Consider the following 24482-nt stretch of genomic DNA (forward strand, 5'->3'; position numbering starts at 1 on the left):
ATACTCGTGCCCCGGTTCGCGTACCCCTGTCCCGGCTGTCGCACCACGAACAGCCTGCACGACGCCGGCTGCGACTTCGAGGGGACCGAGTGGCACCACGTCGAGCAGGCGTACACGGACATCCTGACTGTGCTCGTCGACGGCCCGGTCACCGAGTCCGCCCTCCAGCACGCCGTCCACGACGAGTGGTCGGGGCTCCACCGGGCCGCCCTCGACGTACTCCGGCGCGAGGGCCGCGTCGAGGAGACCGACGCCGGCCTCGAACTGCTCACCGCCGAGCGCTACCGCGAGGAGGTGTCCGAGCCGACGCGCGAGCCGATGGCGACCATCTACCGCGAGGGGAGCTACCCCGGCTGCCACGACAACGCGATATTCGCGCTCATCGCTTGGTACGAGATGGTCGGCCTCTCGTGGGCGGAGACGCGCCAGAACGTCATCGAGTGGCTCCACCGCTCGGGGACGTGGGACCGCGGCGGCTTCGAGGAGTCGAGCCCCGAACAGCTCGTCGACAGCAAGCGCCACGTGTACGAGGCCGGCTACGGTTGGAAGGAGAAGGCGCAGGCGGCAAAGCGCGTGATCGAACGACACGGCTGAGTTCGAGGGGGTTCTCCGGGTCGAGCGAGCGTCGAGGAGGCGCTACGACCGCCACCGATTGTACACGAGCGTCCCCGCCCCGCCCAGCACTGCGACGACGCCGACTCCCGCGGCGACGAGGCCGAGCAACAGCCCGTCGGGGAAGTTGAAGTCGTCCGTATGCGACGTGACCTCGACGGCGTAGTACGTCCCGTCGCGCTCGACGATCGGGGCGTCCGGCACGGGCTCGTCGCTCCACGGCCGGTAGTCGTACGCCTCCTCGGAGACGGTCGCGTTCCGGATCTTCCGGAAGGTGCGCCGCTCGGCGGGCGGGAGCGCGCTGTAGTTCGCGACCAGCCGCTCGCGGACGGCGGCCGCGATCTCGGAGTCGTTCGCGGCGGTCGTCGTCAGTTCGCCGTCCGCGAGGCCAAACGCGTAGTACGTGTCGTACTCGGCCGTCAGGAACGTGTAGTTCCGTTCGAGCCGCCGAACGTCGGCGGCGACGGCGTCCGACTCGACGGACGCTTCGCCGTCGCTCATCGCGGTTTCGAGCGCCTCGCGGGTCTCGTTGGGCGCGCGGTACTCCTCGCGAACGTGGCGGTACTCGAAGCTCGACGGCCGGAACGTGAGGTCCGCCGCGTACCGGTCCGCCAGCACCGTGTCGTTCGAGGCGTCGATCTCGGCGGCGGAGTAGCCCGCGGAGCTTCGGTACCGTTCTTCGCCGCCGAGGTCGTCGAGCGCGAACGCGTACGCCGGCCCGGGAACCAACAGGAGGCCGACGAGGACGACCGCGACGGCGACGCGATCGGAGGGCATCGTCGGCGGTGGGCCCGAGCGCGGTAAATGTCTTGTCGTGGGAACCCACCACGACCGCTAAGTCCCCGCCGGCCGTCGATCCCCCGTGCGCGCGTCCCGCGACCGATCCGGGAGTGACGGCGGTCACGCCGCCGCCGGCGATGACGGGGGCGACGGCGGCGACGGCGGCGACGGTACCGGCGCCGGTGTCGATGCCGACGCCGGCGCTGACGGTGGCGATGGCGATGGCGATGGCGACGGTGCCGACGGTGGCAATGGCGGGTCCCGCCGCGCCGTCGCGGTCGTGATCGCCGTCGTCTTCCTCGACCTGCTCGGCTTCGGCGTCGTCATCCCGATCCTCCCCTTCTACGTCCGGTCGTTCGGCGTCAGCGACGTGTTCATCGGGCTCATCGCCGCCACCTACTCGCTGGCGCAGTTCCTCGCGGCGCCGACGCTCGGGCGGATCTCCGACGAGCGGGGTCGCCGCCCGGTGATCGCCTTCTCGGTCGCGATGGCGGGCGTCGCCTGGCTCGTCTTCGGCTTCGCCACCGAGGTCGGCGCCGTCGCCGGCACCGCGGCCGCCGTCGCGACCCTCCTCCTGTCGCGGACGCTCGCCGGCGCCGCCGGCGGCAACATCTCCGCCGCGCAGGCGTACATCGCCGACGTGACTCCCCGCGACCGGCGGGCCGGCGCGCTCGGGCTCGTCGGCGCCGCCTTCTCGCTGGGGTTCGTGTTCGGCCCCGCGCTCGGCGGGCTCGCCGCCAGCGAGGAGGTCGTCGCGGGCGCGGACGCGCTCCTCCCGGCGTTCGTCCCGACGACGCGGTTCACGCTCCCGAGCTTCCTCGCCGCGGGGCTGTCCTTCCTCGCCGCGGGCGCGGCCGTGCTCGTGTTGCGCGAGCCCGAGCGAACGCGGACGCCGGAGGCGCCACGTCGGTCGCTGGTCGCGCAGTTCCGTGATGCGCTGTCCGACGACGCGTTGCGGCCGCTGGTGGCATCCTACTTCGTGGCGAGCGTCGCCTTCGCGGGCATCCAGGTGATGTTCATCCCGTTCGCCGCGGACTTCTACGGCTACGACGCGACCGCGGCGGCCGTCTTCCTCACCTACATCGGCGTCCTCGGGACGATCAATCAGGGCGCGCTCGTGGGCCCGCTGGAGCGCCGACTCGGCGCGGTCCGGCTGGCGGGAATCGGCGGAAGCGCGCTCGCGGCGTCGCTCGGGCTCCTCCCGTTCACCCCACAGATCGGCGCCGCGCTCCCGCTCGCGGGAGACCCCGGGAGCGGACTGCTGTCGGGGGCGCTGGTGACCGGACCGACTGTCGCGCTGTTCGCCGTGGGCGCGCTGCTGTCGTTCGGCAACGGCGCCTTGAACGTCTCGCTGTCGACGCTCGTCTCCGAGCGCGCCAGCGACGAGACCCAGGGGGCGGCCTTCGGCGTCACGCAGGGCGCCGGGAGCCTCGGCCGGACCGTCGGCCCGCCGGCCGCCGCCGCGGCGTACGTGCTGGCGTACTGGTCGCCGTTCGTCGCCGGCGCGGTGCTGCTGGTTCCGGTAGTGTGGGTGCTGGCCCGCGGCGCGGCGACCGAACCGGCGGGAGCGTGGTGAGCGGCCGCGCGGACCCGGGCACGGATCCGGGCACGAACGCCATGACGCGCTCCACAGCCGGCCGGGAACGTCCCCGGGGGTATTAGCCGGCGGGGCGCCAGTGGCCGGTATGCACACGGGGCGTCCCTCCACCCCGAAGCGGACGGTGAGTCGATCCTTGAGCGCGCTCGCGGCGGCCGTCGCGGTCGGCGCCGCCCTCGCGTTCCCGTCGGCGCGGGCGATCGGCGACCCCTTCGCGGCGCTGCTCGCCGTCGGCGCCGTCGCCGCCGCGGTCGTCGGAGCCGGCGCCGCGTGGACGGACCGCGGCGGGCTGCTGTGGCGCGCGGCGGCGGCGGCGAGCGCGGTCGCGGCCGTCGCCGCGGCGACCGTCGGCTTCGCGTTCGCGCCCGCGGCCGCCTGTCTCGCGAGCGCCGCGCTCGTCGGCGGGTGTGGCGACCGGACGGGCGACGCGGGTCGGGCCGGGCCGTCCGGATCGAACCCGGTCGCTCGGGAACGCGACCGAGGATGAGTTTCTGGTGACTCCCGCGTCGGCTATCGAACAGAGTCGACGGCCTCCGGCACGTCCGCGGGACCCTCGACGTGAACCGCCTCCCAGCCGCGCTCGCGGGCGCCCGCCACGTCCGCGTCCTCGCCGTCGCCGATCATCACCCGGCGGGTCGCGTCGATCGCCGCCTCGGCGCGCTCGAACGGCGCGGGGTCGGGCTTGTGCGCGCCCGCCTCGTCGCTGACGACGGTCGCGTCGACGTACTCCGCGAGGCCGGCCGCGCGGAGCTTCCCCCGTTGCCAGTCGCTCACGCCGTTCGTGCAGACGCCGACGGCGACGTCCTCCTCGCCCGCGAGCCCCGCGAGCGTCTCCCGGACGGCGGGGGGCGCCGGCATCGCGTCGTACTCGGCGTCCCGCAGCGCGGCGACGAACTCGGGGGCGGCGGCGTCGCTGCCGACCGCCGCGAGCCCGGCGGCGGCCGCGCGGCGGTACGGCTCGGGATCGAGCGCGTCGAGGTGATCGAAGAACGCGTCGTCGTAGGCCTCCCGGAAGTCGTCGACGGCGTCGACGCCGACGGCGCCGCAGGCGCGCGCCACGACCGCGCCGTACTCGGGAAACCGCAGGAGCGTGCCGTCGAGGTCGAACCAGATGGCGGTGTCGACGGTCACGGGAGCGTTCGGTGAGCGGAGTTGGTCCGTCTGGGCGTCAGTCGCTCTGGATGCGCGGCGCGAGCATGTAGGTTACCTGTCCCATGCCCTCGCCGAACTCGTAGTGCAGCTTCACCGGGAACTCCTCGCCGAGTTCGACCCGGACCTCCGCGTCCTTCGGGATGGCCTTGTTCATGTCCTTGAGGTAATCGAGGCTGAACAGCGAGTCGGCCGGGCCGGCCTGCAGGTCGATGAGGTCCTCGCGGTCGAGCCGGAGGTCCACGTCGTCGGTGTCGCCCTCCGCCTCGATGAAGAACGCCTCCTCGGCCTCGTCGACGCGCAGGCGGATGTGGTCGCTCACCATGTCGGCGGCGGTGATCCCGCGGGCGATCTGGGCGCCCTCGACGACGATCTCCGCCGGAAGGTCCAGGTCCGGGATGTCCGGCTCCTGGCGGATGGAGTCGGGGTCGATGAGCGCGAGCGTGTAGCTCAGGCCGTCGATCTGGATGTGGAGCTTGCGGGTCTCCTCGTCGAGCTCTAGCTGGACGAGGTCGCCCGAGTTCGCCATCCCGGCGATGTCCTCCAGGCGGTTGAGGTTGACCCCGATGACCCCTCCGTCGGCCTCGTAGGATTCGAACGCGGCGGCCTCGAGCGTGAGATCGACCATGCCGACGTTGGCCGGGTCGACGGCGCGGATCGCGAGTTCGTCCTCGTTGAGCCGGATCTTGCACTCGTCGACCAGCACGCTCACCGAGTCGAGCGCGTCGCGGAGGGTAGACGCACTCACGATGGCCTTGAACATATATCGCGGGGTACGGGTGTGCCCATAAAAATACCCGCGGTTCGGGTCGCCCGCGTTCGGCCCGCGGACGCCGCGGCGTCCCCCAGCACCTCACTCGAACGTCGACAGCGTCGTCCGTCGCTGGCGGGCCTCGGGGACGTTCGTGATCAGCACCTCCGCGACCTCGCCGCGGTTGTCGGCGTCGCTGTTGATCGCCCGCGTCGCCTCCACGACGTGGACGGTGAACCCCTCGGCGTCCTCGTACAGCTCCGCGACCGGCGGCGAGTTCGAGAGGACGACCGAGACGCCCATCGCGTCGAGGTCGACCGCGAGGTCGCGCAGGCGTCGCTGGTCGTCTCTGTCGAACCCCTCGGCGTGGTAGTCGGTGAAGTCCGCGGTCGTCGACACCGGCTCGTACGGCGGGTCGAAGTAGACGAGGTCGCCCTCCGACGCCTCCTCGCGGACGTACTCGAAGTCCCCGTTGTGGATCGCCGTGTCCCGCAACACGTCGTGGAGCGCGCGGATCCGGTCGGCCTGCACCCAGTCGGGGTTGGCGTAGCGGCCGACGGGGACGTTGAACTCGCCGCTGTTGTTCTCGCGGTAGAGGCCGTTGAAGCAGGTGCGGTTCAGGTAGACGAACAGCGACGCCTCCCGGAGCCGTTCGTCCGCGGTCTTGTCGTCGAGCTCGTGGAGCTCGTTGAACTCGTCGCGGGCGTCGTAGTAGTACTCCTCGTCGTGCTCGTGGGACCTGTTCTCCGCGATCAGGGCTTCGGGATCGCGGTCGCGGATGACCTCGTACAGCGTCACCAGCCGGTCGTTGAGGTCGTTGATCGAGCCGCCCTCCGGTTCGAGGTGGAAGTAGACGGCGCCGCCGCCGACGAACGGCTCGTGGTACCGCTCGAACTCGACGGGGAACCGGCCCGTGATCTCCGGGAGGAGTTGGCGTTTGCCGCCGGCCCACTTGAGGATCGGCTCGACCATCCTGTTGGCGACACTCGCGCGGCGGCGTTCTTAAACGCTGGCAAGCGTCGCGTCGGCGACCCGGACGCGTGGTGCATCCGGCGCAGGGATGTCTCCGAGGCTACGCGGCCCGTCCCGGGGCGTCGACGCCCGCGACCGACGCGTACGCCGCCAGCGCCGCGACGCCGAGGACCAACCCGCCGATCGACTCGGCCCAGGTGTGGGCGCCCGCGATTGGACGGGCGACGACCATCCCGAGCGCGACGAGCGCGAGCGGCGCCGCCCGGCGGTCGACGAGCGTCAGGAACCCGGCGGGAACCACCGCGTACAGCACGTGGCTCGACAGGTCCCACACCGGCGTGATCACGAGATGCGGCACGGTGACGGCGACGAGCAACAGCGCGTATTCGGGGACGACCGGTCCCCAGTCGGCGCGTCGCCACCAGCCCCGGATGACCAGCAGCCCGACGGCGAGCCCCACGCTTCCGGTGGCGTTCGTCGTCCACGCAGGCGCGGTCGCGAGGAGCACTGGGATCCCTTGATAGACCGCGAACGCGACGGCCCAGCCGAACCCGAGTACGCCCAGCCGGGCGGCGACCGCCGCCCACGACCGCCGACTCGACCGCCCGTCCGACCGTCGTAACTCGTAGCCGACGGCCGCCAGCCCGCACAGGAGGACGAACAGCTCCGGCGCGAACGCCGCGGAGTACGTCGACGCGATCGAGGCGGACATACCGTGACGCAGTCCCCGGGATCTCCCTGGGCGTTTCGGTTCGGGTCGACGCGAGCCGCTCGATCTCGTTCGGTTTCTCCCGGTTCCTCCCGATCCCGTCGCCTCCGACCGGCTCCGCTCGGTTCGCGTGCCCGCCGAGCGAACGAGTTACCCGCGTCCACACGAAACGGACGGGTAACTGACCATGGCTCGCAAGGACGACTACTACAACTATTCGTCTCGGCCTGTTGTGCCTACTGATTAGATCAGAGTACTCTTGTTTTCATATGTGACTAATTCGTCGCGTAGATAATCACCGAGCGACCATTTTCGCGACCATGTCGCTACGGAGGGGGTGACAGGCTGTCCTCGCCGATCTATCGAGCTCGATCCCAGCGCCATGCGATAGAGAGGGCGCCGACAGCTGTCACGAGACTCACGAGCGTAGAGAGGCTGAGGAAGCCAAGTAGGTCAGGGGCAACGAACCGGAGCCCCATCGCGAGGTCGCTGACGAGCGCGTAATCGGCCACGACGATGATGGCCGCATATCCAGCCCCGAGGAGCAGCTGGAACGGCCGGATGACCCCGAGGTACGCGAGGACGGCCAGCCCGGTGACCGCTCCGGTGATGAAGGTCGTCAGCACCCGTACGCCGTGCGCGAACGCGGCGGCCTTGTTGTGGCGGTAGTCCCCGACCGCTTTCCGGAGGAGATTCGAGAGACCCATCGTGTTCAGATGAGGTGGTAGCGGTAGGCCTTGTGCCGGAACACAACCTTGCCGTACGTGTCGCGCTTTTCCACCTCGTCGGCGTCGAGGATCGCGTCGATGGCGTCGTTGAGGCGCTCACGCTGGGTATCCCGGCTGCCGCTGTGTAGGAACTCCTCGACCCGCTCGGGGTCTATGTCGGCGTCGGCGGCAATCACCTCTCGAACGGTGACACCCCGGCCGTCCGCAGTCAGCAGGAGTTCGTCCTCGTCGTCGGGGTCGTCGTCGTGGATGTGTTCGATTAGCGCGGCGCGGTCATGACGAACGGTCTCCTCAACCTCATCGAAGATGACCTCGTCCCGACGCTCGCTGATGGGGACGTACTTCGATCCGGGCGGGAAGCGTCCCACGATCACCGGAATGTCGCGGAGGTTATCGAGGCACGTCCGGAGCTTGTACTCCAGCTCGATGCCTCGCTTCTCAAGCAGCTCCTCGATCTCGTTCTCCTTCAGGGCCTCGTCCTTGGAGGTGATGCCCTCGGCGTAGAGGAACTGGGCGACGGTCACTTGATCGTCGACGCTGGGCTGGTGGCCGTTCTCCTCGCGGATGATGCTAAACTCGTGACTCATTCACGGGAGGGGAGGTGACGAACACGTCGAGCCCGGAGGGAATGTCCGCGTCATGCCTGTCGAGGTAGCGCAGTACCTCTTGGAGGCTCGATAAGCAGACTCGTGGGCCGTCCTGTACTGGTCGGAGCGGAGCATCTGGGTCGGAGGCCATCCGTTGGATCTCACGCTCGACCCGTTCCCTCTCACCTGCTGGAAACCAGTCAGTGACAGCGGTAGGCGAAACGGGGTTCGCCGCAAAGCGGCGTTGGTAGAGGAGCTTCTGGATGACCTTGGTGTGTATCTGCCGGCCGGTCACGAGAGGATACAGAACGCCCCTCTACTTAATACTTGTTGTGAAATCCAACAGAGGCGTGAGTTTACCCAACTACTATATATCGCGCCATTACAACATCGTAGTGTGATGTCGACCGAATTTAAGAGCGATGGGCGGGAGAATGACGAATCATACCCGGAAAACGCACCACTCGTCCACGTGTTTGGTTCGTCTGGCAAGGTGAAGATTATCTCGGCACTTCTGAGCGAGCATGACCGCGATCTGAACGTGAGCGACATCGCTGATATTGGCGATGTTGCCCGGAGTACCGTTTACGAGAACATTGACGACCTGTGTGAGATGGACGTCGTCGTCAAGACGCGCGAGGTCGGGGGCGGCCCAATGTACCAGATCAACACCGAGAACGAGATGGTTGCCCACATCCGCGAGGTTCGGGACTTGGGGCTCGAGCGGTTACTTGAACTCGAGAAATGAGTACAGCAACTGGACTACATAACTAGAAGAACACCGCGGGGCGTGCGGTCGAGAAGTCGTCGCCCTACGTGAAGCGGGGCGGGAAGTGGTTCATCGTCCACGTTCAGACGCCGCTCCTCTTTTACCTCAAGGAGATCGCAGTCGCTGCCGCCGCCACGTTGCTCGCGGGTACCTGAACTTCTGGAACCACAGTCATGAGTGAAGACCCTGTGAACGAGATCGACGGCGAGATCGTCCAACAAGACGGCACGTTCGCGTCGAAGAGGAGTTCGAATCGACTGAGTGATGGGCGCGTTTCGTACCCCACGCTCTCGAGCTGTCGTACCTACGGACTTGCAGCCGCACACTCCCACTCGTTGAACGCGTTCCTTCGCTCGTTGAATTATCGGCTTAACTCCGTTGCCATGACGTACTGCCGACTCCGAACCCAGCGGTGCCGCTGTAGCTAAGTTAGTATATGAATTGATACCCCCAATCATTGATAACGTTTAAGTGTAGACGCTAAGCTAGTCTTTACGATAACAATGAGCTCGAACGGTAATTCGGGTGAGAATACACGGGTGACGGTCGATATACCCCTCCGAGACGGTCGCTTATTCAAGAGCGAAGCCACAGACGACATCCTTCTCTTTTTAATCCGGCATCACGGCGAGTCGTTCTCCATGACGGAGATCGCCGAGGCTGTCGACTACACGCGTCCGACGATTACCAAGGCGGTGGATGTCCTCTCGAATAACGACCTCGTCGTCGAAGAGCGCGACGGCTCGCGTCGGCTCGTGCAGATCAACCGCGACCGGGTGACCCGACCAGACGACCCCTATCTCGAAATTCCACAGTCGGAGTTCCACGCTCCGGTGGCGGCCGCGACGGAGGCGATACTGGACGAACTCGACGACGTCCTCGCCGTCGTCCTCTATGGGAGCGTCGCTCGTGGCGAGGCCGACCGCCGCAGCGACATCGACCTCTGGGTGTTGGTACGTGAGGACAGGATGGGCAACCAGCGACGGGCGAACCAAGTCAGGCAATCCCTCGAAGCGGACACGTTCACCGATAACACGCTGAATGTCCGCCGCATCGGCCGCATCATGAACGATCTGCCAGACGTCCTGATTGTCGATGCTACCGGATTTTTCTCCGACGAAGAGGTAGTCACTGTCCGATCCGATGTACGAGGGACGCTCTTCGTTCAGCCAGATCTTGAGCATGAACCCGAGATCGCGATGTAGCGACAGAGTGCGACTCTTGTTGTTCTTACTGCGTTTGATCTCGACCCGTCCGTCTTCACGTCGGAGGTGCTGGAGCTTGATCCCCGCCGTCTCAGAGGCCCGAAGTCCCTCGAAGTAGGTGATCGCAATGATCAAGGACTCCCGCAGCGTGTCAGCCGCATCGATGAGCCGTCTCACTTCCTCGGGGTCAATTGGTTTGCGTTCGATGCTCGGAGCGAGATTACTGTAGCGGTTGGGAAGTTTGCTGACGTCCGGCATGTTCTCCCCTTTGAAGTGGTTGAGGAACTCGTGGAGCATGCTGATCGAACTGATGTAGACCTTGAGCGTCTCCTCGGTCACCCCGTTACTGACCAGTACGTCTGCATACTCGGCGACATCAGAGTACTCGGCATCCTCGACCGCCATCTCGCCGAGCGAGTCGGTATATTGACGGAGAGAAGTGATGTTCCCCCCCACCGTTCTCTTGCTGACCTCCTTACACCGCTTGTCGAGGAATTCGCGGACGTAGGGGTCGTCAAATTCCGAGAAGTCGAACCCATAGGCTGGGTCTGGCTGGGAACTCATGCCGTAGCCACCCACCCAGTTCCGCCGGACTGGGTTTCTACCTCCCGGGCGACGTGGCTGTCACGGAGTCTGTTCAAGCCGCGATGCACCTGTCGACGGTCAAGTTCCGTGTCTTCCATAATTTCGAGGGTCGTGAGCGTCTCGTCTTTGTCCAGAATTTTCCACAGTTCGTCGGCCAGCTCCTCGTCGGAGAGATCCGACCTGTCCGAGTCGCCCTCGAAAGATTCACTCAGGTCGTCAAGTCGACTACCAAGTGCCTCAATGAGGGTGGCCTGTGATTCGAGTTGGTCGCTGTGCTTCCGGATCTCGTGCAGCAACGGTTGGAGTTCCCGCGCAGTCTGGTCGTTCTCGTGTTGGTTACGGAAGTGTGCGCAGCTGCGCCTCACCAGTTCGCTGAAAGTCATTCCGTTCTCTTTCGCGAAGTCAACGAGGGTCTCGTGCTGTCCCTCGCTGATCGTTATGTTCACCCGCTTTGCCGTTCGCGTTGCGGTGTCGTTTTCGTCCGGATCGCCCTTCGACTGTGCATCTTCCGAGCCACACCCTCGTTCTCGGGACGGGTGGGTGTCGTCATTCTCGCTCATTTCGTGTCACCCATAGCTTTGGGCCGGTGCGACGGCCACGCGTGGCAACCCTTGTTCGACCGCGAGTACCGACCGGGCATCAGTGCGACCGTCACGGCGAGCCCGGAATGTCGGAGGGTAATGAATTGGGCAGTTCATTTCTGAACTCCCCATTAATTACTTATGCTTATGGCGAGGTCGCGGGGAAAAACACATCCGTTACAAAATGTCTCGTTAAGCATATCATTCAAGATACCAGATCTGAACGTTGTACTCTTGTTTTGAATTATTCTCCGGGATACAGGTAGTAAGTCACACGCGAACTCCTATCGTCGATGAGTGATCATCCAGTTCGTCCACCAAATTATATACTGATTAGAGGTCATCCTCTGTGAAGATCAGACGGGAGCTATTCTCGGTGAGCCAGTCGACGTGTGACTCATAGTCCGGGACGTGATTTCCAACAATGCTCCAGAAATTCCGTGTGTGATTCTTTTCCCGAAGGTGAGCGAGCTCGTGGACAACGACATAGTCGATCACATCGTCAGGAGCCATCACGAGCCGCCAATTGAAACTGAGTGTCTTCTGTGGAGAACAGCTCGCCCACCTAGTTCGCTGATTTCGGAGTTCCAACTTGCCGGGTTCGACCGCCATTTCAGCGGCGAAGTAGTCGATCCGAGACTGAAACAAAGATCTCGCCTCCCGCCGATAGAGTGCCTCTAGCTCACTTCGAACACTCGTCCCATCGACAGCGTTGGAAGCGAGGACGAACGCTCCCGGCTCAACGTGTGACTGCTCGACATCGTCGATTGCCAACTGCAAGTCCTCTCCCCGGTAGGGAAAGACCTCGCCCTCCTCGAACGATCGGGAAGGTGCCCGGTTGCGATGGCCTTGAAACACACGCCACTTCTTCAACAGCCATCGCGAGTTTTCCTCGACGAGACCGTGAGGATCGACGTCGCTGCCTGTCGGAAGCACCACGACCACACCGTGAATGTCGACATCGATTCGAGGTTGGGTGGCGTCATCGCTTCGTCGTACCTCGTACTCGATCGTCTCGTCGAACACCTGAATCGATCCCGTAGCCTCAATCCGCATTCTCGATGAGGTACTCGATGGTCTGCTCGAGGAACCTGTCGTCCTTGGCGAGCGCAACCTTCCCGTGTTCCTTCGCCAGTCGGCGGATGAGGAGGCGACGGATCTTCTTGCGAGTCTCGGAGCTGGTCTCCCAGCCTTCAAACCGCTCAATCTCGGCATCGAACTGCTCCGAGATGTCAGTCGCGATGCGCTCTGCCTCGTCCTCACCAGCTACCTCGTCCCCGTAGTTATCCGTCAGCTCGGAGTAGATGGCGTGAGCCCCTTCACTGAGGCCGTGTTCATCGAGTTCCACCTCGAAGTCGATGACGTCGCGTTCGACCCGCTCAAGCTTCTCGACGGCATCGGGATCGGTGAGGTCGCCGCGCTGCCAGCGGTCGACGATGTCCTCCAACTTCTCACTGAGCGACTTGTATTTCGGGTTCCGGTCGACCCGCGGCTGGAGGTGTTCCCGGGTGGCGTGCTCAATGGCGTTCGCCTTCGCGGCCGGCTCGGTCATTTGGTCGACCTGCTGGAGGTGCTTCTCCCCTAGCTTGTACACCGGGTAAGTGTCCTTGATCTCGCCGATCTCGACGTTGTCGGCGATGATCTTCTTCGTCTTTTCCCGGAGGTTCTCTTCGGGGTTCTCCTCGCGGTTGTTGTTCAGACGGTAGGCGACGAACACGTTCGTCAGCCATTTGTAGTCGTCCTGAATCCCGCGCCCGACGAGTTCCTTGTCGGGCGACAGGGTCTCGTAGAGATCCTGTAGCTCACGGTAGCCCTGCTTGAAGTCGCGCTTCGGCTGGGGCTTGCTGAGTCGAGCGAGACACTTGTTGAGCGTCTCCTGCCGATTGTCGCGAGGGATGTCGTCGAACAGACCTAACAGGTCGTCGACGAGCGCCTCGATGTCTTCGAGCAACTGCTTGCGCGACCGATCGATCTCGGAACGGACATCGGCTCCGTAGTCAAGGGCGTCGTCGAGGTTCGCGAACACTCCCTGATAGTCGACGATCTCGCCGTTGTGCTTCCCGTCTGCCGGGCGGTTCGTCCGCGCGATTGCCTGCAGGAGGTTGTGGTTCTTCAGGTTCCGGTCGAGGTACATCGTCTTCAGCACCGGCGCGTCGAACCCGGTGAGGAGCATATCCACGACGACGAGTAGCTTCGGATCCCCGTCGGGGTCTTTGAAGTTCTCGACGATGGCGTCGCGCTCCTCGGGCGTCGTGTGGAACTGACGGACGGTCTCGGAGTCGTTTCCGGTGCTGGTGTACAACACCTCGACCTCCTCGGGATCGTAGTACTTCCGCAGCTCCTCGCCGTAGATGGCAGCGGCCTTGCGGCTTGGCGTGACCACCATGCCCTTCCAGTGGTTGGGCCGCACCGTCTTCTCGAAGTGGTCAATGATGCCCCGTTGATCGCCTGCCCAGACGACCTCCTCGACTCGAGGCCGGAGTTCCGAGATCTCCGTTGTGGTCAGGTACTTCTCGATCACATCCTGCCTCTCGTCGACACTGAGTGTCGAGAACTCCCGGTCGAAGTCGAGGTCGATCGCGTCGGCGTCGATCTCCCACTCCATGTCGTGGCGGAGGGTGAAGTGAACCGGCAGGATCAGGCCGTCGTCGATCCCGTCACCGATGGAGTAGTAGTGCAGGTACAACTCCTCGGGCTTCCCCTCCGGACGGTAGTTGGAGAACGTGTCCCGCTCGGACTCGCGCACAGGCGTGCCAGTGAACCCGAAGTGGAACGCGTCCGGGAGCGCGGCGGCCAGCTTGTTGCCGAGATCCTTCTCCATGAACCGGTGGGCCTCGTCGGACATGACGACAGTCGGCTGATCGCGCTGGAGGTTGGACTCGACGTCCTCGAACTTCTGGATGGTCGTGACGATGAGTTCGCTCTGGTCGGTCTGGAGCCTACGCTCGAGGTGGTCGATGTTCTTGGCCCGGGTGAACATCTCGAAGTTCCCGAGATTGTTGAGCGTCTGGGCCATCTGATCCTCGAGATCCTTCGTGTCGACCACGAGGACGACCTTCGGGTGGTCGAGGACGCCGCGCTCCAGCAGCATTCGGGCGGCGTACAGCATGGTGAACGACTTCCCGCTGCCCTGCGTGTGCCAAATCAGTCCTCGACGCATGGCCTCGTCGGTGCGCCCCTCGCGCACCCGATCGAGAATCCGGTTGGCCGCGTAGTACTGCATGTACCGCGGGATTATCTTCGTCGTCCCGCCGGTGCGGTGCTCGTAGAAGACGAAGTTTCGGAGGACGTCCAGCAGGGTCTCGTGGTTGCACATCGCCAGCACCGGCTCTTTGAGCGGGTTGGCGTCCTCCTCCTCCTCCACGCGGTATTCAGGCGGCGTCGCCTCCTCGTCGGCCTCCCACGGCATGTAGAACGACGAGGTCGCGCCGACGGCGCCGTAGCGGTACGCCATCGAGTCGACGGCGACGTTCCAGAGGTTCGGGACGAACAGCCGCGAGACGTCCTCCTCGTAGTCGCGGAGGTCGCTGATGGCGTCGTAGTAGTCGTTTTCCTGCGCGAGCGACTTCAGCTCCATCGTTACCAGCGGGATGCCGTTGACGAACAGGTTCACGTCGGGCCGAATGGAGTTACCCCCGCGCTTCACGCGGAACTCGTCAGCGGCGACGAAGCGGTTGTTCTCGATGTCGCGGAGGTCGACGAGGCGCACGAAGATGCGCTTCGTCTCCTTGCCCTCCTCGCTCGTGACGGCGAACCGCTTCCCGCGGACGAGCAGTCGGTGGAACTCCTCGTTGGCCTCCACGAGGTTGGCGCTGTCGTGGGCGAGATCGCGCCGGAGCGAGGTCAGGAAGTCGTCGACGTTGTCCTCGGTGATCTGGTCGTTGTTGCCGACCTCAGATTCCACGAGCCACTCACGGAGCATCCCGTAGTAGATGACTTCTGTCGGGTCACGACCGTACTTTTCGTCGAGGGTAGTCGCACCCTCGCCTTCATCCTCCCCGAGGCCGTAGGTGTCGTAATTCAGGCACTCTAACCATCTGAGGACATCCTCTTTGACTCCAGATTCGTCAGGAGTGGCGGATTTAGCCATGTTTACTCACCCGTGGGTTGATCTCGATGTCCGCTTGGTTTGTTCGAACATCTCCGGAAATAAGGTCACTCAGTAGACCTCGCTTGATCCTCGCTAACTGAGACTTATACTGCTCGTTCGATTCGATCTGCCTGTCGAATTCTCTGATCACTTCGGCGATCTCCTGCTGTTCTTCGACGGGGGGCCGAGGCATCAGAATGCGCTGGACGTTTTGGGCGTTGATGTTCGCTTGGCTGACCCCCTTGGTGGCGAAGGCCATCAATCGGTCTTGTCCCTTCTTCGAGTTGAGATAGTAGTTCAGATAATAGGGGTCGGCATGGCTGTTAGCACGCAGTCGAACTAGATACGAGGCGAACACGTAGTCTCCTTCAAGATTGAAGAGCCCCGTCTTGCCTACTAGCTCGTAACTGTTCGTTCTATTGAACAGGATGTCCCCCTTCTCGACTTTGTACTTCTCGAACTCGTCGTCCTCCAAGTCGATGTACTTCATCGGGGAGTCCACCATGTACCCGTTCTCGATGTTGTTCATCCGGAAAACGGGGTATTCTCCCTCTGTCGACAGACTTTCTGATAGGCCGTATTGGGCCAGCTCAACGACGTCACCGATTGAGCAAACCTCCCACTCCGAAGGTATGCGACCGACCGCGGTATCTTTAAAGTCATCGTGCGACCGAGTACCCTCTCGAAGGAGTTCCTGCGTCACTCCCTTCTTTACCCGGTGCGTCTGTTGAAGGATCTCGTTCGTTTTTTCGATGGCCTGATCAATGTCCATCAAGATGCTAGCGGTCTTCTGCTGCTCTTCCATCGGAGGGAGCGAGATCTCCAACTCCTTTCGGAACACGTCGAAGGGCACCCGCTGACGCCCCGTCGACCCGCGCATCCGTGAGATGGCGTAGTTCCGAACGGGATAGGATTTGGCCACGTAGTAGAGGTACAGGGGGTGGATGCGCTCGCGGTCGGGCGACAGGACGGCATACTCGGTTGAGCCGATGCCCACGTTGGTCTCCATCGCGTCGACGAAGGCCGCCTTGCCGTTCTCTGTACAGGGCGTAATGCGGGCGAACAGGGTGTCGCCCTCTCGGAAGAGCTTCCCACTGTAGTCCGCCGCCTTGCGCTTCGTAGCGTACTTCGGGAACGGCAGTTCCGTGTCGAGGGCATCCATCTCGATGTACGTGATTTCCTCCTCCTCGGGCGTGTATGAGGGGTTCACGTCGTAGACCTCGGTGCCATCGACTAGTTCCCACTCTGTAGGCACCACGCCCCAAAAACGGCTCTGCAGCGCCTCGGTCGCCACGGCGCCACCGTCGGCGGCCGTCTCGGTGGCGTCCGTCGTGGGCGAGTCGTCGGGCTGGTCGGTGGGGATGTCGTCGTCACTCATAGTTGAGAGCCTCCATGTGCTGGTCGAGTCGGGCCTCGATGTCGGCACGCTCCTGCCGGAGTTCGCGCAGCTCGTCGAATTCCTCGGCGACGTCGATGTCCTCTTCTGGTTCGGTCGTGTCGACGTACAGCGCGATGTTGAGGTTGTAATCGTTCTTGCGGATCTCTTCACGGGTGGCCGTTCGACTGACCTTCTCCTCGGTCGTCCAGTCGTGGTAGTTGTCGACGATGTGGTCGACACCCGTCTCCGTCAGCTCATTCTGGCTGTTGTTGGAGACGTCCCGGTAGAACGGCTCGTCGACCGCGTGGTTGTCCGCGGCGTGGAGGAACAGGACTTCGTCCTCGCGCTCCTCCGGCTTGTCCTCGTTTAGCACGAGGACAGACGTCGGGATGGCGTTGTTCTGGAAGAGGTCAGCGGGCAATCCAATGATCGCTTCCACGAGATCACGCTCTACCATCGGCTCCCGGTACCTCCCCTCGTGCTTGCGGAACAGCACGCCGTTCGGAACGACGATGGCGGCCCGACCAGTCTCGTTGAGCTGCTCGGCGATATGCATGATGAACGCGTAGTCGCCGCGGTCGGCCCGGGGAAGCTTCTCCGTCCAGTCGAACCGGCTGTACGGGTCGTCCTGCAGCCCGTCCTTGTCCCAGTTGGCCGAGAACGGGAAATTGGCGAGGACGTAGTCGAACTTGGTCAGAGTGGTGTCGTCCTCGGTGAACAGCGGTTCACTGAGCGAGTCCTGTCGCTTGACCTCCCCCTTCAGCCCGTTGAGGAACAGGTTCATCTTCGCGATGGACGCGATGTCGGGGTTGACCTCCTGTCCTGTCATCGTGAGTTGGGAGGGGTCGCCGCCCTGCTCCTCCCGGAAGTGGTGGGCCGCTTCGATGAGGAAGCCAGCGGAACCACAGGTAGGGTCGTGGAAGGTGTCGCCCGACTCGTAGGGTGCGAGCAGCCGCACCATCATCCGGACGATCTGTGGCGGGGTGAAGAACTCGCCCCCATCGCGACCCTCCTCGGATGCGAAGTGCCGCACTAAATCCATGTATGCCTCCCCGAGCATATCGTCGGGAAGCCGCTGCTGACTCAGGTTGTGGGTGCTGAGGTGTTCGACGAGGCGGATGAGCTTGCCGTCGGACTCAGCGAGGGCATCCGCGGCCATGAAGTCCGAGCGGAACACCCCATTGAGCTGGTCGGGGTTGGCGTTCTCGATCTCGGTGAACGCCTCGTCGATGAACGACGCGACGTTCTCCTTCTGACTCCGGAGATCCTGCTCGGCGTCCTTCCCCTCCCACTCGTACCCGTCCGGGAGCGCGTCGTCGTCGGCCTCCCAGAGGTACCCCTCCGGGATCTGGAAGTCGTGGAACGCCTCGTCGCGAGCGAGTTCGGCGTCCTCGAACTCATCAAGGTTTGCCGCGTACTCGTCGACGAAGGTGTCGCTGATGCTCTTGTAGAACACCAGCGGGAGGATATAGTCCTTGTAGTCGGTCTTGTCGACCGTGTTGCGGATGATGTCCGCGCACTTGAACAAGTGCTTCTCGAGCTGGTCGGTCGTGAGGTTGGTCGTCGGCTGGCTGTCGGCGAGCGTCTGCTGATTGGGATCGTCAGTCATGCGTTGTTGGTGAAGTAGGTAGTCATCGTTGCCGCCGGCGCGTCGCCGGGGAGGTACTCTGCTACGTCTGCGTGCGCGTCCGCGAGGGCGTCGAGGCCAGCGTGGACGCGGTCGAGGGCGACCGCGAGTTGGAGCAAGGGACGCACCGTCTCCCACGCCGGGTCGTCTCGGCCCTCGAAGTCCGAGTGCGTCACAACGTGGGTAGCTGCGCTCCGCACCAGCTGGTCGGCGTGCAGCATCACCTCGCGAATCGTCTGGATGCGACTATCGTCGAGCGCGTCGACGAGCGCCGCGACGAGGACGTCGACGAAAAGGTCATTGTCCTCGAACGTGTTCCGGAGGCCGCGCTTGGTGGCCGTACGCGTCTCGTTGTACGCGGCCACTTCGTCGGCGAACCGGTCAGACTCGGCCTCGCGTGCGAGGTAACGGTCGACGTGCTCGCGGTACAGCGCCAGCAGCTCCGACTCGACGACCTCATACCGGCGTCCATCTGTCTCGCGCACGAGGTCAGTCTCGACGAGCTTCCGGCAGTTGTTGGAGATGGCGCCCTTCGAGACCGGGAGCAACTCGTCGAGGTCGCTCTGCCTTGGGGCCGTTCCATCGCGGAACTGCAGCTTCGCGATGGCCGCCACGATGTCCGTCTGCGTACGGCCCTCTCGGGCATCCAGTAGGGAGGTCGCCGGCATCCTCACTCCCCGAGGGTCTCGGTCAGTGCGGCGTGAGCCGCTGTTCCGTTGAGATCAGTGATGGTTACGTCTACGAGGTCACCCTCTTTGTACTCCGAGGGGTCATCCACGTCGACGAAGGTCTGTACCTTCTCGATCTTCCCGCGGAGGGTGGCGTCCGGCCGTCCTTCTACCTCCTCGACGACGAGTTCGCGCTCGTCGCCGCGATTGAAGGGGATCGAGGAGTTCTGTGCGTCGACGTGCGCCGTCTGCTTCTCCAATAGGTCAGGATTCAAGCACCCCTCGACGGCGTCGAGGCGTGCCGCGAGGTCGTCTTGCCGACTTCGGAGGTCGTCGACTTCCTCCTCAAGCATCTCCTCGAGGTCGGCCACGTTCGCGGTCAAGTGACGAAGCGCCTCGGAGAGGTCGCCGATCTCAGCCTGCAGTTCACCCTTGTCGCCGTTCAGTTCGTCAATGCTCTCGTCGAGGGCGTCCACGTGGGCGGCGAGGGCGCGCAGATCCTCGTCAATCTCCGGAACGGCCGAGCACAACACCGCGATTGTCTCCAGATCGGTGGACAGACGGTTGAATGCGCCGATACCGGCTCCGACCGGACTCCCCTGAGTTTGAGCAGACATCTCGACTCATTCAATGTGCGGGGGTAACTTAGTACTTGGGTTTTGGATAAGCCGCTCATTCTTTATAAAATCGTTTAGCATTCCTGACTTCTGTATTGATGGCCAGTAAGAGCGCTGTGGGCGTGAAAATACATTTGTAAATGGTGTAGGTAGGTGTGGCAGGTTTCCCTTCACATACATAAGCGATGTGCCTTTCCGGTTCGACCACGTCGCACCGAACATGAACGCGTATTCGCTCGAATCGGCAGTCAAGAACATGTCAGCGATTTCAGTAAGGTAGTCATGGCAGGTAAAGACGAATACTACAACCGGGCGAAACAGGAGGGCTACCGCGCGCGCTCGGCCTACAAGCTCCGGCAGATCGACGAGGAGGTCGACCTCTTCGACCACGGCGACACCGTCGTCGACCTCGGCGCAGCCCCCGGCGGCTGGCTCCAGGTCGCCGCCGAGGAGGTGACCGAGGCCGGCCGCGTCGTCGGCGTCGACCTCCAGCGCATCGACGACCTCGACCACCCGCACGTCGAGACGGTCCGCGGCGACATGACCGAGGAGCGCACGCGCTACTACCTCCGGAAGGCGCTCGGCGTCGACCCAGATCCCGACGATGACACCGAGCCCGAGCGACCCGTCGACCTCGTCGTCTCCGACATGGCGCCGAACATGACCGGCGAGTACCAGCTCGACCACGCCCGGTCGATCCACCTCTGCCGGCAGGCGTTCGACACCGCGCTCGAACTCCTGACGCCCGGCGGCGACTTCGTCGTGAAGGTGTTCGACGGCCCCGACCTCGCCGACTTCCGCGAGGACGTGGAGGCGCAGTTCCAGTACGTCCGGGCGTACACCCCGGAGGCGAGCCGGAAGCGTTCCTCCGAGCGCTACCTGATCGCCCGCGGCCGCACCGACTCGCCCGTCGCGGCGGGCGACCGGCTCACCGTCGAGGTGACCGACGTCGGCGAGGAGGGCGACGGGATCGCCCGCGTCGACGGGTACACGCTGTTCGTTCCCGGCACCGAGGCCGGCGAGACCGTCGAGGTCGTCGTCGACGACGTGAAGCCGCGGTTCGGGTTCGCCGAGCGCGTCGACTGATCCCCGTTTTTGCGTTGCCGCCTCAGGCGCTCACGCCGGCGGCGTCGGCCTCATCGCGGCGGACGAGCGCGACCGCGGCGTACACCAGCGGCGTGTCGACCAGCGCGATGAGGAGCTTGAGGACGTACTGCCCGACGATGAGCGAGACGAGCACCGGGGTGGGCAGCGCCGCGCCGACGCCGAACAGCGCGGGCGCGACCGCGAACGCGACGAGCGTGAACACGACGGTGTCGATGAGCTGGCTCGACGCGGTCGAGCCGACGTTGCGCAGCCACAGCGCGTCGCCGTCGGTGAACTCGCGGATGCGGTGGAAGGCGATCACGTCCCAGTTCTGGCTGATCACGTAGGCGGCCAGCGAACCGAGCACGACGTTCCCGGAGAGGCCGAGCACCGTCTCGAAGGCGGCGGGGTCAACCGACCCCTGCGCCGCCGGCGTCGCGATGGTCGCGAACACCAGCGCCAGCAGGACGAAGTTCATCGCGAACGCGACGTTGACCACCTTCCGGGCGTACGACTTGCCGTACAGCTCCGAGAGGCAGTCGGAGGCGAAGAAGGTGACCGCGTACGCGAGCGTCCCGCCGGGCGCAGTGACGGCGCCGAGCACCGGCAGCGAGACCGCGAGCAGCTTCGCCGAGATGACCTGCGCGGTGACCAGCGCGGCGACGAACAGCGCGGTGAGCACGACCGCCGCCAGCGGCACGTTCAGCCGGCGGGGTTCCGCGACGGCGACGCCGTCGGCGCCGCTCATTCGGCGTCTCCCCCGCTCGCCGTCTCCCCCTCAGCGCCCTCCTCGGCCAGCCGACCGTGGCGCGCGTCGATCTCGTCGAGCACGTCCAGCGTCTTGCGAACCGACGCGCGGATCGCGTCGCTGCGGTTGACGAACTTCCCGTCGTCGCCGACGTGCTCGTCCAGATCCGCGAGGAGTTCCCCGGGCATCTCGACGCTTATCTTGGGCATACCACGAGGTTCGTATGCGAATAATTGAAGCTTCGCACTCGGCGCCGGCTCGTCGAGCGCGACCGCTCGCGAGAGCCGAGATCGGGCGGGGCGGTCTGGGCCACCGACACGGCGAGCGCGAACGACGCGGTCGTCCCGTCTCCGGGGGCGAAGACCTCCGGGCGAAGGCGGCGGGCGCGAGCGCGCCGTCAGCGGGTCAGGTCGACGGTCGGCTCGGCGAGGTTGCGCCGACCCCCGAGGGTCATCACCCACAGGATCAGCAGGCCGACGCCGTAGGCGGCCATCAGCGGGATCGTCACGAGGAACATCGTGAACACGTCCGCCGGGGTGAACAGCGCCGCCACGAGCATGATGCCGACCGTCACTTCCCGCCAGCGCGAGCGCATCGCCTGATACGACACGCCCGTCGTGTTGAGCAGGACCATCAGGACGGGCACGTCCGCGAGGAACCCGATCCCCACGGTGGTGAAGAAGACGAGCCACGCGAAGTCGCTGATGCGGTAGCTGATCACCATGCCGGCCGCGAGCGCGTCGCTGACGAGCCACGAGATGACCGCCGGCGCGATGACGGTGTAGCCGAGCGCGAGCCCGCCGAGGAGCCCCGCCAACAGCGCGGCGACCCAGCCGAACACGACCTGCCTCCGTCCGCGGACGAACCCCCGGTCGCGCAGCGCGGGCCACGCGTAGTACGCCATGAAGGGGAGGACCGCGACGGCGCCCGCGATGGTCGAGATCTTCACCTCGAAGATGAGCGCCTCGACCGGGTGGAGCACGATGACGCCGAAGTTCTCGGCGCCGACGCCGACGATCTCCTCGGGGATGCGGTTCACGAAGTTGTTCTTCACGTCGCCGATCCCGCCGAGGTAGAGGAACGCGAACACGCTCGCGAGCGTGACGCCGAACACCGACACCAGGACGAACAGCCGCGAGCGCAACGAGGCGGCGATGAAGGCGAGGTCGTCGTAGTAGCCCCCGATGTCGTCCTCGTCGCGCTCGCCGTCGGTGACCCCCTCGAGGAGCGTCCCGGTGGCGCGCGAGGCCCGGTCGCCGGCGTCGTCCGACAGGCCGGGGATCGACGGGCCGCCGCCCCCGCTCCCGCCCGCGGCGTCGGCGCCCGACGACGACTCGGCGGCCTCGCGAGCCGCCTGCAGTTCGTCGAACCGGTCCAACACCGCGCGCGCCTTCGCCGAGTCGCCGGCGGCGGCCGCGCGGTCCGCGAGGTAGTTCACCCGTCGCTCGGAGAGCCCCGCGAACACCGCGTCGGGGGCGCGGCGGACCTCGTCGACCGTGAGCACCTCGATGTCGACGGCATCGGGGTCGGTACCCGCGGCGTAGGCGAAGTACAGCCCCAGGAGCCCGGCGAGCAACAGCGCCAGCGCGATCCCGGCGGCGACGAACGCGACGAGCGCCGCGGTGCCGCTCACGCCGAGTGCGGCGAGGATCGCTCCCGCGCTCGTCCCGTACTCGACGAGGACCGAGTCCGCGAGCGTCGGGCGCTCGACGAGCACGTAGCCGACGGCGGCGACGACGCCGGCGATGCCGAGGAGGACGTTCCACAGCGAGCCGAACCGGCCGCGCCAGTCGACGAGGCCCGAACCGCGCCGGATCGACCCGACGACGCCCACGTCGCCGGCGAACAGGTCGCGGGGCGGGCCGGACCGCGCTGGCGCGTCGCCGTCGCCGGCGTCCTCCTCGGCCGCCCCGGCCGCGCCGGCGGCGACGGCCTCGTCGAAGCGGTCGAGGATCGCCTGCGCCTTCCCGGGCTCGTCGGCCTCCATGGCGGTGGAGGCGGCCTCGAGCGCCTCCGGCTCGGTCATCCCCTCGAACGCCTCCGGCGGGGCGGCGCGCACGCCCGCCTCGTCGAGCGTCAGCAGGTCGATCGCGTCGGGGTCGCCGGCGTCGCCGACGACGGCGGTCGTCTCGTCGAGTTCGGCGTACACGTAGTACGCGAGCGCCACGACGGCCGCGGCGATCCCGAGGCCGCCCGCCAGCGCCGCCAGCGCCGGGACCGGGAGGTCGGTCGCGAACCGATAGTTCGTCAGCCCGGTTCCGGCGACGACGTCGTTGACCGCGGCGGCGCCGCCGCGAGCGAAGAACAGGTACATCGCGGCGGCGACGGCGACACCGATGCCGGCGAGCACGTTCCAGTGGAGCCGCGCGGTCGCGGTCGCGTCGATGCGCTCGCTGCCGCGTCTGGCGGTGACGACGATCTTCGCGAGGTACAGCGACGCGCCGTACAACAGCAGCAGGGGCGCCGCCCACATCACCTGCGTGAACGGGTCCGGCGGCGAGAACACCGCGCCGAACACGAAGATACCGACGGTCGCGTGGCGCCACTTCTCGCGGAACGTCTCGTAGGGGACGATCTCGGCGTACGACAGCCCGGTGATCGCCAGCGGCATCTGGGCGGCGAAGCCGAACGAGAACGTGAGCAGCGCGATGAACTGCGCCCACTTCACGATGGAGTAGGTGGGGAGGATGCCCGCCGAGAGCGCGTTGTTCGCGAGGAACGCGAACATGAACGGGAAGAACACCAGGTAGCCGTAGGCGACCCCGCCGGCGAACAGGGCGACGGCGAGCACGAAGATGACCACGAGCTTCCAGCGGGCGACCGGCGCCTGCGGCCACGCCCCGCGCTCCCGGAGGGCGTCCCGGGAGAAGTACAGTAACGGCGGGATCCCGACGATGATCCCCACGATGAGGCCGATCTTCGCCTGGAGGAGGATCACGTCGAACGGCGTCTGCGCGATGATCTCGACCTCCTGGCCGGCGGTCTCGCTGAGTTGCGCGCGCGTGACGGACTTCAGGAAGTCCCAGACGTACAGCCGGAGGGCGTAGAACGTCCCCATGAACCCGGCGAGGAAGACGAGGAACACCTTCTGGAGGTCCTTCTGGGCGGACCGAAGCATCGCGCCGGCGGTGGCCCTGCCGTCCGCCAACGACCGTCGGGTGTCCTCGTCGAGCGCGCTCGACATACCGGATGAGAGCGACTTGCCGGTTATCAACCTTTTCAACAACCGCGTCGCGTCGCCGT

22 protein-coding genes and 2 pseudogenes are annotated in these 24482 nt (G+C 65.3%); 6 read left to right on the plus strand and 18 right to left on the minus strand.

Annotated elements, in window-relative coordinates; translation table 11 throughout:
* The first annotated feature begins 6 nt into the window (after window positions 1–6).
* On the plus strand, window positions 7–594 hold the full coding sequence (locus tag K6T50_RS08260; protein ID WP_222606153.1) for a DUF7474 family protein: 588 nt from the start codon (window positions 7–9) through the stop codon (window positions 592–594).
* A 42-nt stretch (window positions 595–636) separates the two neighbouring features.
* Here the strand turns inward: K6T50_RS08260 and K6T50_RS08265 are convergent, their stop codons facing one another.
* Complete coding sequence (locus tag K6T50_RS08265; protein WP_222606154.1) at window positions 637–1389, minus strand: DUF7979 domain-containing protein; 753 nt, start codon at window positions 1387–1389, stop codon at window positions 637–639.
* A gap of 283 nt (window positions 1390–1672) precedes the next feature.
* Here K6T50_RS08265 and K6T50_RS08270 point away from each other — a divergent pair, with 283 nt between their 5' ends.
* Together K6T50_RS08270 and K6T50_RS08275 are read left to right on the plus strand one after the other, a co-directional pair.
* Window positions 1673–2968, plus strand: a complete 1296-nt coding sequence (locus tag K6T50_RS08270) for an MFS transporter (protein WP_225935410.1) — start codon at window positions 1673–1675, stop codon at window positions 2966–2968.
* Window positions 2969–3077: 109 nt separating this feature from the next.
* A complete protein-coding gene (locus K6T50_RS08275; RefSeq protein WP_222606156.1) occupies window positions 3078–3476 on the plus strand; it encodes a hypothetical protein in 399 nt (132 codons plus the stop codon).
* Between the two features lie 23 nt (window positions 3477–3499).
* Here the strand turns inward: K6T50_RS08275 and K6T50_RS08280 are convergent, their stop codons facing one another.
* The 6 genes from K6T50_RS08280 to K6T50_RS08305 all read right to left on the minus strand — a co-directional run bounded on the left by K6T50_RS08280 (window position 3500) and on the right by K6T50_RS08305 (window position 7822).
* On the minus strand, window positions 3500–4120 hold the full coding sequence (locus K6T50_RS08280) for an HAD family hydrolase (RefSeq protein ID WP_222606157.1): 621 nt from the start codon (window positions 4118–4120) through the stop codon (window positions 3500–3502).
* A 37-nt stretch (window positions 4121–4157) separates the two neighbouring features.
* Window positions 4158–4901, minus strand: coding sequence for a DNA polymerase sliding clamp (locus K6T50_RS08285; protein ID WP_222606158.1), 744 nt, complete (start codon window positions 4899–4901; stop codon window positions 4158–4160).
* A 90-nt stretch (window positions 4902–4991) separates the two neighbouring features.
* Window positions 4992–5861, minus strand: a complete 870-nt coding sequence (locus K6T50_RS08290; protein WP_222606159.1) for a DNA adenine methylase — start codon at window positions 5859–5861, stop codon at window positions 4992–4994.
* Window positions 5862–5961: 100 nt separating this feature from the next.
* Window positions 5962–6573, minus strand: coding sequence for a hypothetical protein (locus K6T50_RS08295; protein ID WP_222606160.1), 612 nt, complete (start codon window positions 6571–6573; stop codon window positions 5962–5964).
* A 356-nt stretch (window positions 6574–6929) separates the two neighbouring features.
* Window positions 6930–7277 carry a hypothetical protein gene (locus K6T50_RS08300; RefSeq protein WP_222606161.1) on the minus strand — a complete coding sequence of 116 codons (348 nt, stop codon included), beginning with the start codon at window positions 7275–7277 and terminating at the stop codon, window positions 6930–6932.
* A gap of 5 nt (window positions 7278–7282) precedes the next feature.
* On the minus strand, window positions 7283–7822 hold the full coding sequence (locus tag K6T50_RS08305; RefSeq protein ID WP_222606162.1) for a hypothetical protein: 540 nt from the start codon (window positions 7820–7822) through the stop codon (window positions 7283–7285).
* Between the two features lie 217 nt (window positions 7823–8039).
* On the opposite strand from K6T50_RS08305, the gene K6T50_RS08310 reads away from it, so the two are divergent.
* Window positions 8040–8633 (plus strand): winged helix-turn-helix domain-containing protein, encoded by a 594-nt coding sequence (locus tag K6T50_RS08310; RefSeq protein ID WP_222606163.1) that lies wholly within the window; start codon window positions 8040–8042, stop codon window positions 8631–8633.
* A 662-nt stretch (window positions 8634–9295) separates the two neighbouring features.
* Window positions 9296–9589 (plus strand): annotated as a pseudogene (locus K6T50_RS19070) (nucleotidyltransferase); the annotation flags it as partial.
* A gap of 147 nt (window positions 9590–9736) precedes the next feature.
* On the opposite strand, the pseudogene K6T50_RS19185 reads toward K6T50_RS19070, so the two are convergent.
* The 8 genes and pseudogenes from K6T50_RS19185 to K6T50_RS08350 all read right to left on the minus strand — a co-directional run.
* Window positions 9737–10423 (minus strand): annotated as a pseudogene (locus tag K6T50_RS19185) (tyrosine-type recombinase/integrase); the annotation flags it as partial.
* On the minus strand, window positions 10420–11004 hold the full coding sequence (locus K6T50_RS08320; RefSeq protein WP_222606165.1) for a hypothetical protein: 585 nt from the start codon (window positions 11002–11004) through the stop codon (window positions 10420–10422). The pseudogene K6T50_RS19185 and the gene K6T50_RS08320, both read right to left, overlap by 4 nt.
* Before the next feature lie 354 nt (window positions 11005–11358).
* The gene (locus K6T50_RS08325) at window positions 11359–12051 is read right to left on the minus strand and encodes a M48 family metallopeptidase (protein ID WP_225935288.1); all 693 of its coding nucleotides are present in this window, start codon (window positions 12049–12051) and stop codon (window positions 11359–11361) included.
* Between the two features lie 19 nt (window positions 12052–12070).
* Complete coding sequence (locus K6T50_RS08330) at window positions 12071–15115, minus strand: type I restriction endonuclease subunit R (protein WP_222606167.1); 3045 nt, start codon at window positions 15113–15115, stop codon at window positions 12071–12073.
* A complete protein-coding gene (locus K6T50_RS08335) occupies window positions 15108–16493 on the minus strand; it encodes a restriction endonuclease subunit S (protein WP_222606168.1) in 1386 nt (461 codons plus the stop codon). The genes K6T50_RS08330 and K6T50_RS08335 overlap by 8 nt, the downstream gene beginning before the upstream one ends.
* Window positions 16486–18102: a class I SAM-dependent DNA methyltransferase gene (locus K6T50_RS08340; RefSeq protein WP_222606169.1), complete on the minus strand. Its 1617-nt coding sequence runs from the start codon at window positions 18100–18102 to the stop codon at window positions 16486–16488. Before K6T50_RS08340 ends, K6T50_RS08335 begins: the two co-directional genes overlap by 8 nt.
* On the minus strand, window positions 18099–18788 hold the full coding sequence (locus tag K6T50_RS08345) for a hypothetical protein (protein WP_222606170.1): 690 nt from the start codon (window positions 18786–18788) through the stop codon (window positions 18099–18101). Before K6T50_RS08345 ends, K6T50_RS08340 begins: the two co-directional genes overlap by 4 nt.
* A gap of 2 nt (window positions 18789–18790) precedes the next feature.
* Window positions 18791–19405: a hypothetical protein gene (locus tag K6T50_RS08350; RefSeq protein WP_222606171.1), complete on the minus strand. Its 615-nt coding sequence runs from the start codon at window positions 19403–19405 to the stop codon at window positions 18791–18793.
* A gap of 282 nt (window positions 19406–19687) precedes the next feature.
* Between K6T50_RS08350 and K6T50_RS08355 the strand changes: the two genes are divergently transcribed.
* A complete protein-coding gene (locus K6T50_RS08355; protein ID WP_222606172.1) occupies window positions 19688–20491 on the plus strand; it encodes a 23S rRNA (uridine(2552)-2'-O)-methyltransferase in 804 nt (267 codons plus the stop codon).
* A 22-nt stretch (window positions 20492–20513) separates the two neighbouring features.
* Here the strand turns inward: K6T50_RS08355 and K6T50_RS08360 are convergent, their stop codons facing one another.
* The 3 genes from K6T50_RS08360 to tatC form a co-directional block, all read right to left on the minus strand.
* A complete protein-coding gene (locus K6T50_RS08360; protein WP_222606173.1) occupies window positions 20514–21239 on the minus strand; it encodes a queuosine precursor transporter in 726 nt (241 codons plus the stop codon).
* Window positions 21236–21448 (minus strand): ribbon-helix-helix domain-containing protein, encoded by a 213-nt coding sequence (locus K6T50_RS08365; protein ID WP_222606174.1) that lies wholly within the window; start codon window positions 21446–21448, stop codon window positions 21236–21238. The genes K6T50_RS08360 and K6T50_RS08365 overlap by 4 nt, the downstream gene beginning before the upstream one ends.
* Before the next feature lie 188 nt (window positions 21449–21636).
* Window positions 21637–24423, minus strand: a complete 2787-nt coding sequence (tatC, locus tag K6T50_RS19375; RefSeq protein WP_222606175.1) for a twin-arginine translocase subunit TatC — start codon at window positions 24421–24423, stop codon at window positions 21637–21639.
* Between the last annotated feature and the right edge of the window lie 59 nt (window positions 24424–24482).

This window comes from Halobaculum magnesiiphilum (genome assembly GCF_019823105.1).
In the GTDB taxonomy this organism is placed as follows: Archaea; Halobacteriota; Halobacteria; order Halobacteriales; family Haloferacaceae; genus Halobaculum; species Halobaculum magnesiiphilum.

Bases quoted from the DNA above. Each gene is read 5' to 3' on its own strand.
- K6T50_RS08265 (WP_222606154.1), bottom strand. From the start codon at position 1,389: ATGCCCTCCGATCGCGTCGCCGTCGCGGTCGTCCTCGTCGGCCTCCTG.
- K6T50_RS08275 (WP_222606156.1), top strand. From the start codon at position 3,078: ATGCACACGGGGCGTCCCTCCACCCCGAAGCGGACGGTGAGTCGATCC.
- K6T50_RS08285 (WP_222606158.1), bottom strand. From the start codon at position 4,901: ATGTTCAAGGCCATCGTGAGTGCGTCTACCCTCCGCGACGCGCTCGAC.
- K6T50_RS08290 (WP_222606159.1), bottom strand. From the start codon at position 5,861: ATGGTCGAGCCGATCCTCAAGTGGGCCGGCGGCAAACGCCAACTCCTC.
- K6T50_RS08295 (WP_222606160.1), bottom strand. From the start codon at position 6,573: ATGTCCGCCTCGATCGCGTCGACGTACTCCGCGGCGTTCGCGCCGGAG.
- K6T50_RS08300 (WP_222606161.1), bottom strand. From the start codon at position 7,277: ATGGGTCTCTCGAATCTCCTCCGGAAAGCGGTCGGGGACTACCGCCAC.
- K6T50_RS08320 (WP_222606165.1), bottom strand. From the start codon at position 11,004: ATGAGCGAGAATGACGACACCCACCCGTCCCGAGAACGAGGGTGTGGC.
- K6T50_RS08330 (WP_222606167.1), bottom strand. From the start codon at position 15,115: ATGGCTAAATCCGCCACTCCTGACGAATCTGGAGTCAAAGAGGATGTC.
- K6T50_RS08335 (WP_222606168.1), bottom strand. From the start codon at position 16,493: ATGAGTGACGACGACATCCCCACCGACCAGCCCGACGACTCGCCCACG.
- K6T50_RS08340 (WP_222606169.1), bottom strand. From the start codon at position 18,102: ATGACTGACGATCCCAATCAGCAGACGCTCGCCGACAGCCAGCCGACG.
- K6T50_RS08345 (WP_222606170.1), bottom strand. From the start codon at position 18,788: ATGCCGGCGACCTCCCTACTGGATGCCCGAGAGGGCCGTACGCAGACG.
- K6T50_RS08350 (WP_222606171.1), bottom strand. From the start codon at position 19,405: ATGTCTGCTCAAACTCAGGGGAGTCCGGTCGGAGCCGGTATCGGCGCA.
- K6T50_RS08355 (WP_222606172.1), top strand. From the start codon at position 19,688: ATGGCAGGTAAAGACGAATACTACAACCGGGCGAAACAGGAGGGCTAC.
- K6T50_RS08360 (WP_222606173.1), bottom strand. From the start codon at position 21,239: ATGAGCGGCGCCGACGGCGTCGCCGTCGCGGAACCCCGCCGGCTGAAC.
- K6T50_RS08365 (WP_222606174.1), bottom strand. From the start codon at position 21,448: ATGCCCAAGATAAGCGTCGAGATGCCCGGGGAACTCCTCGCGGATCTG.
- tatC (WP_222606175.1), bottom strand. From the start codon at position 24,423: ATGTCGAGCGCGCTCGACGAGGACACCCGACGGTCGTTGGCGGACGGC.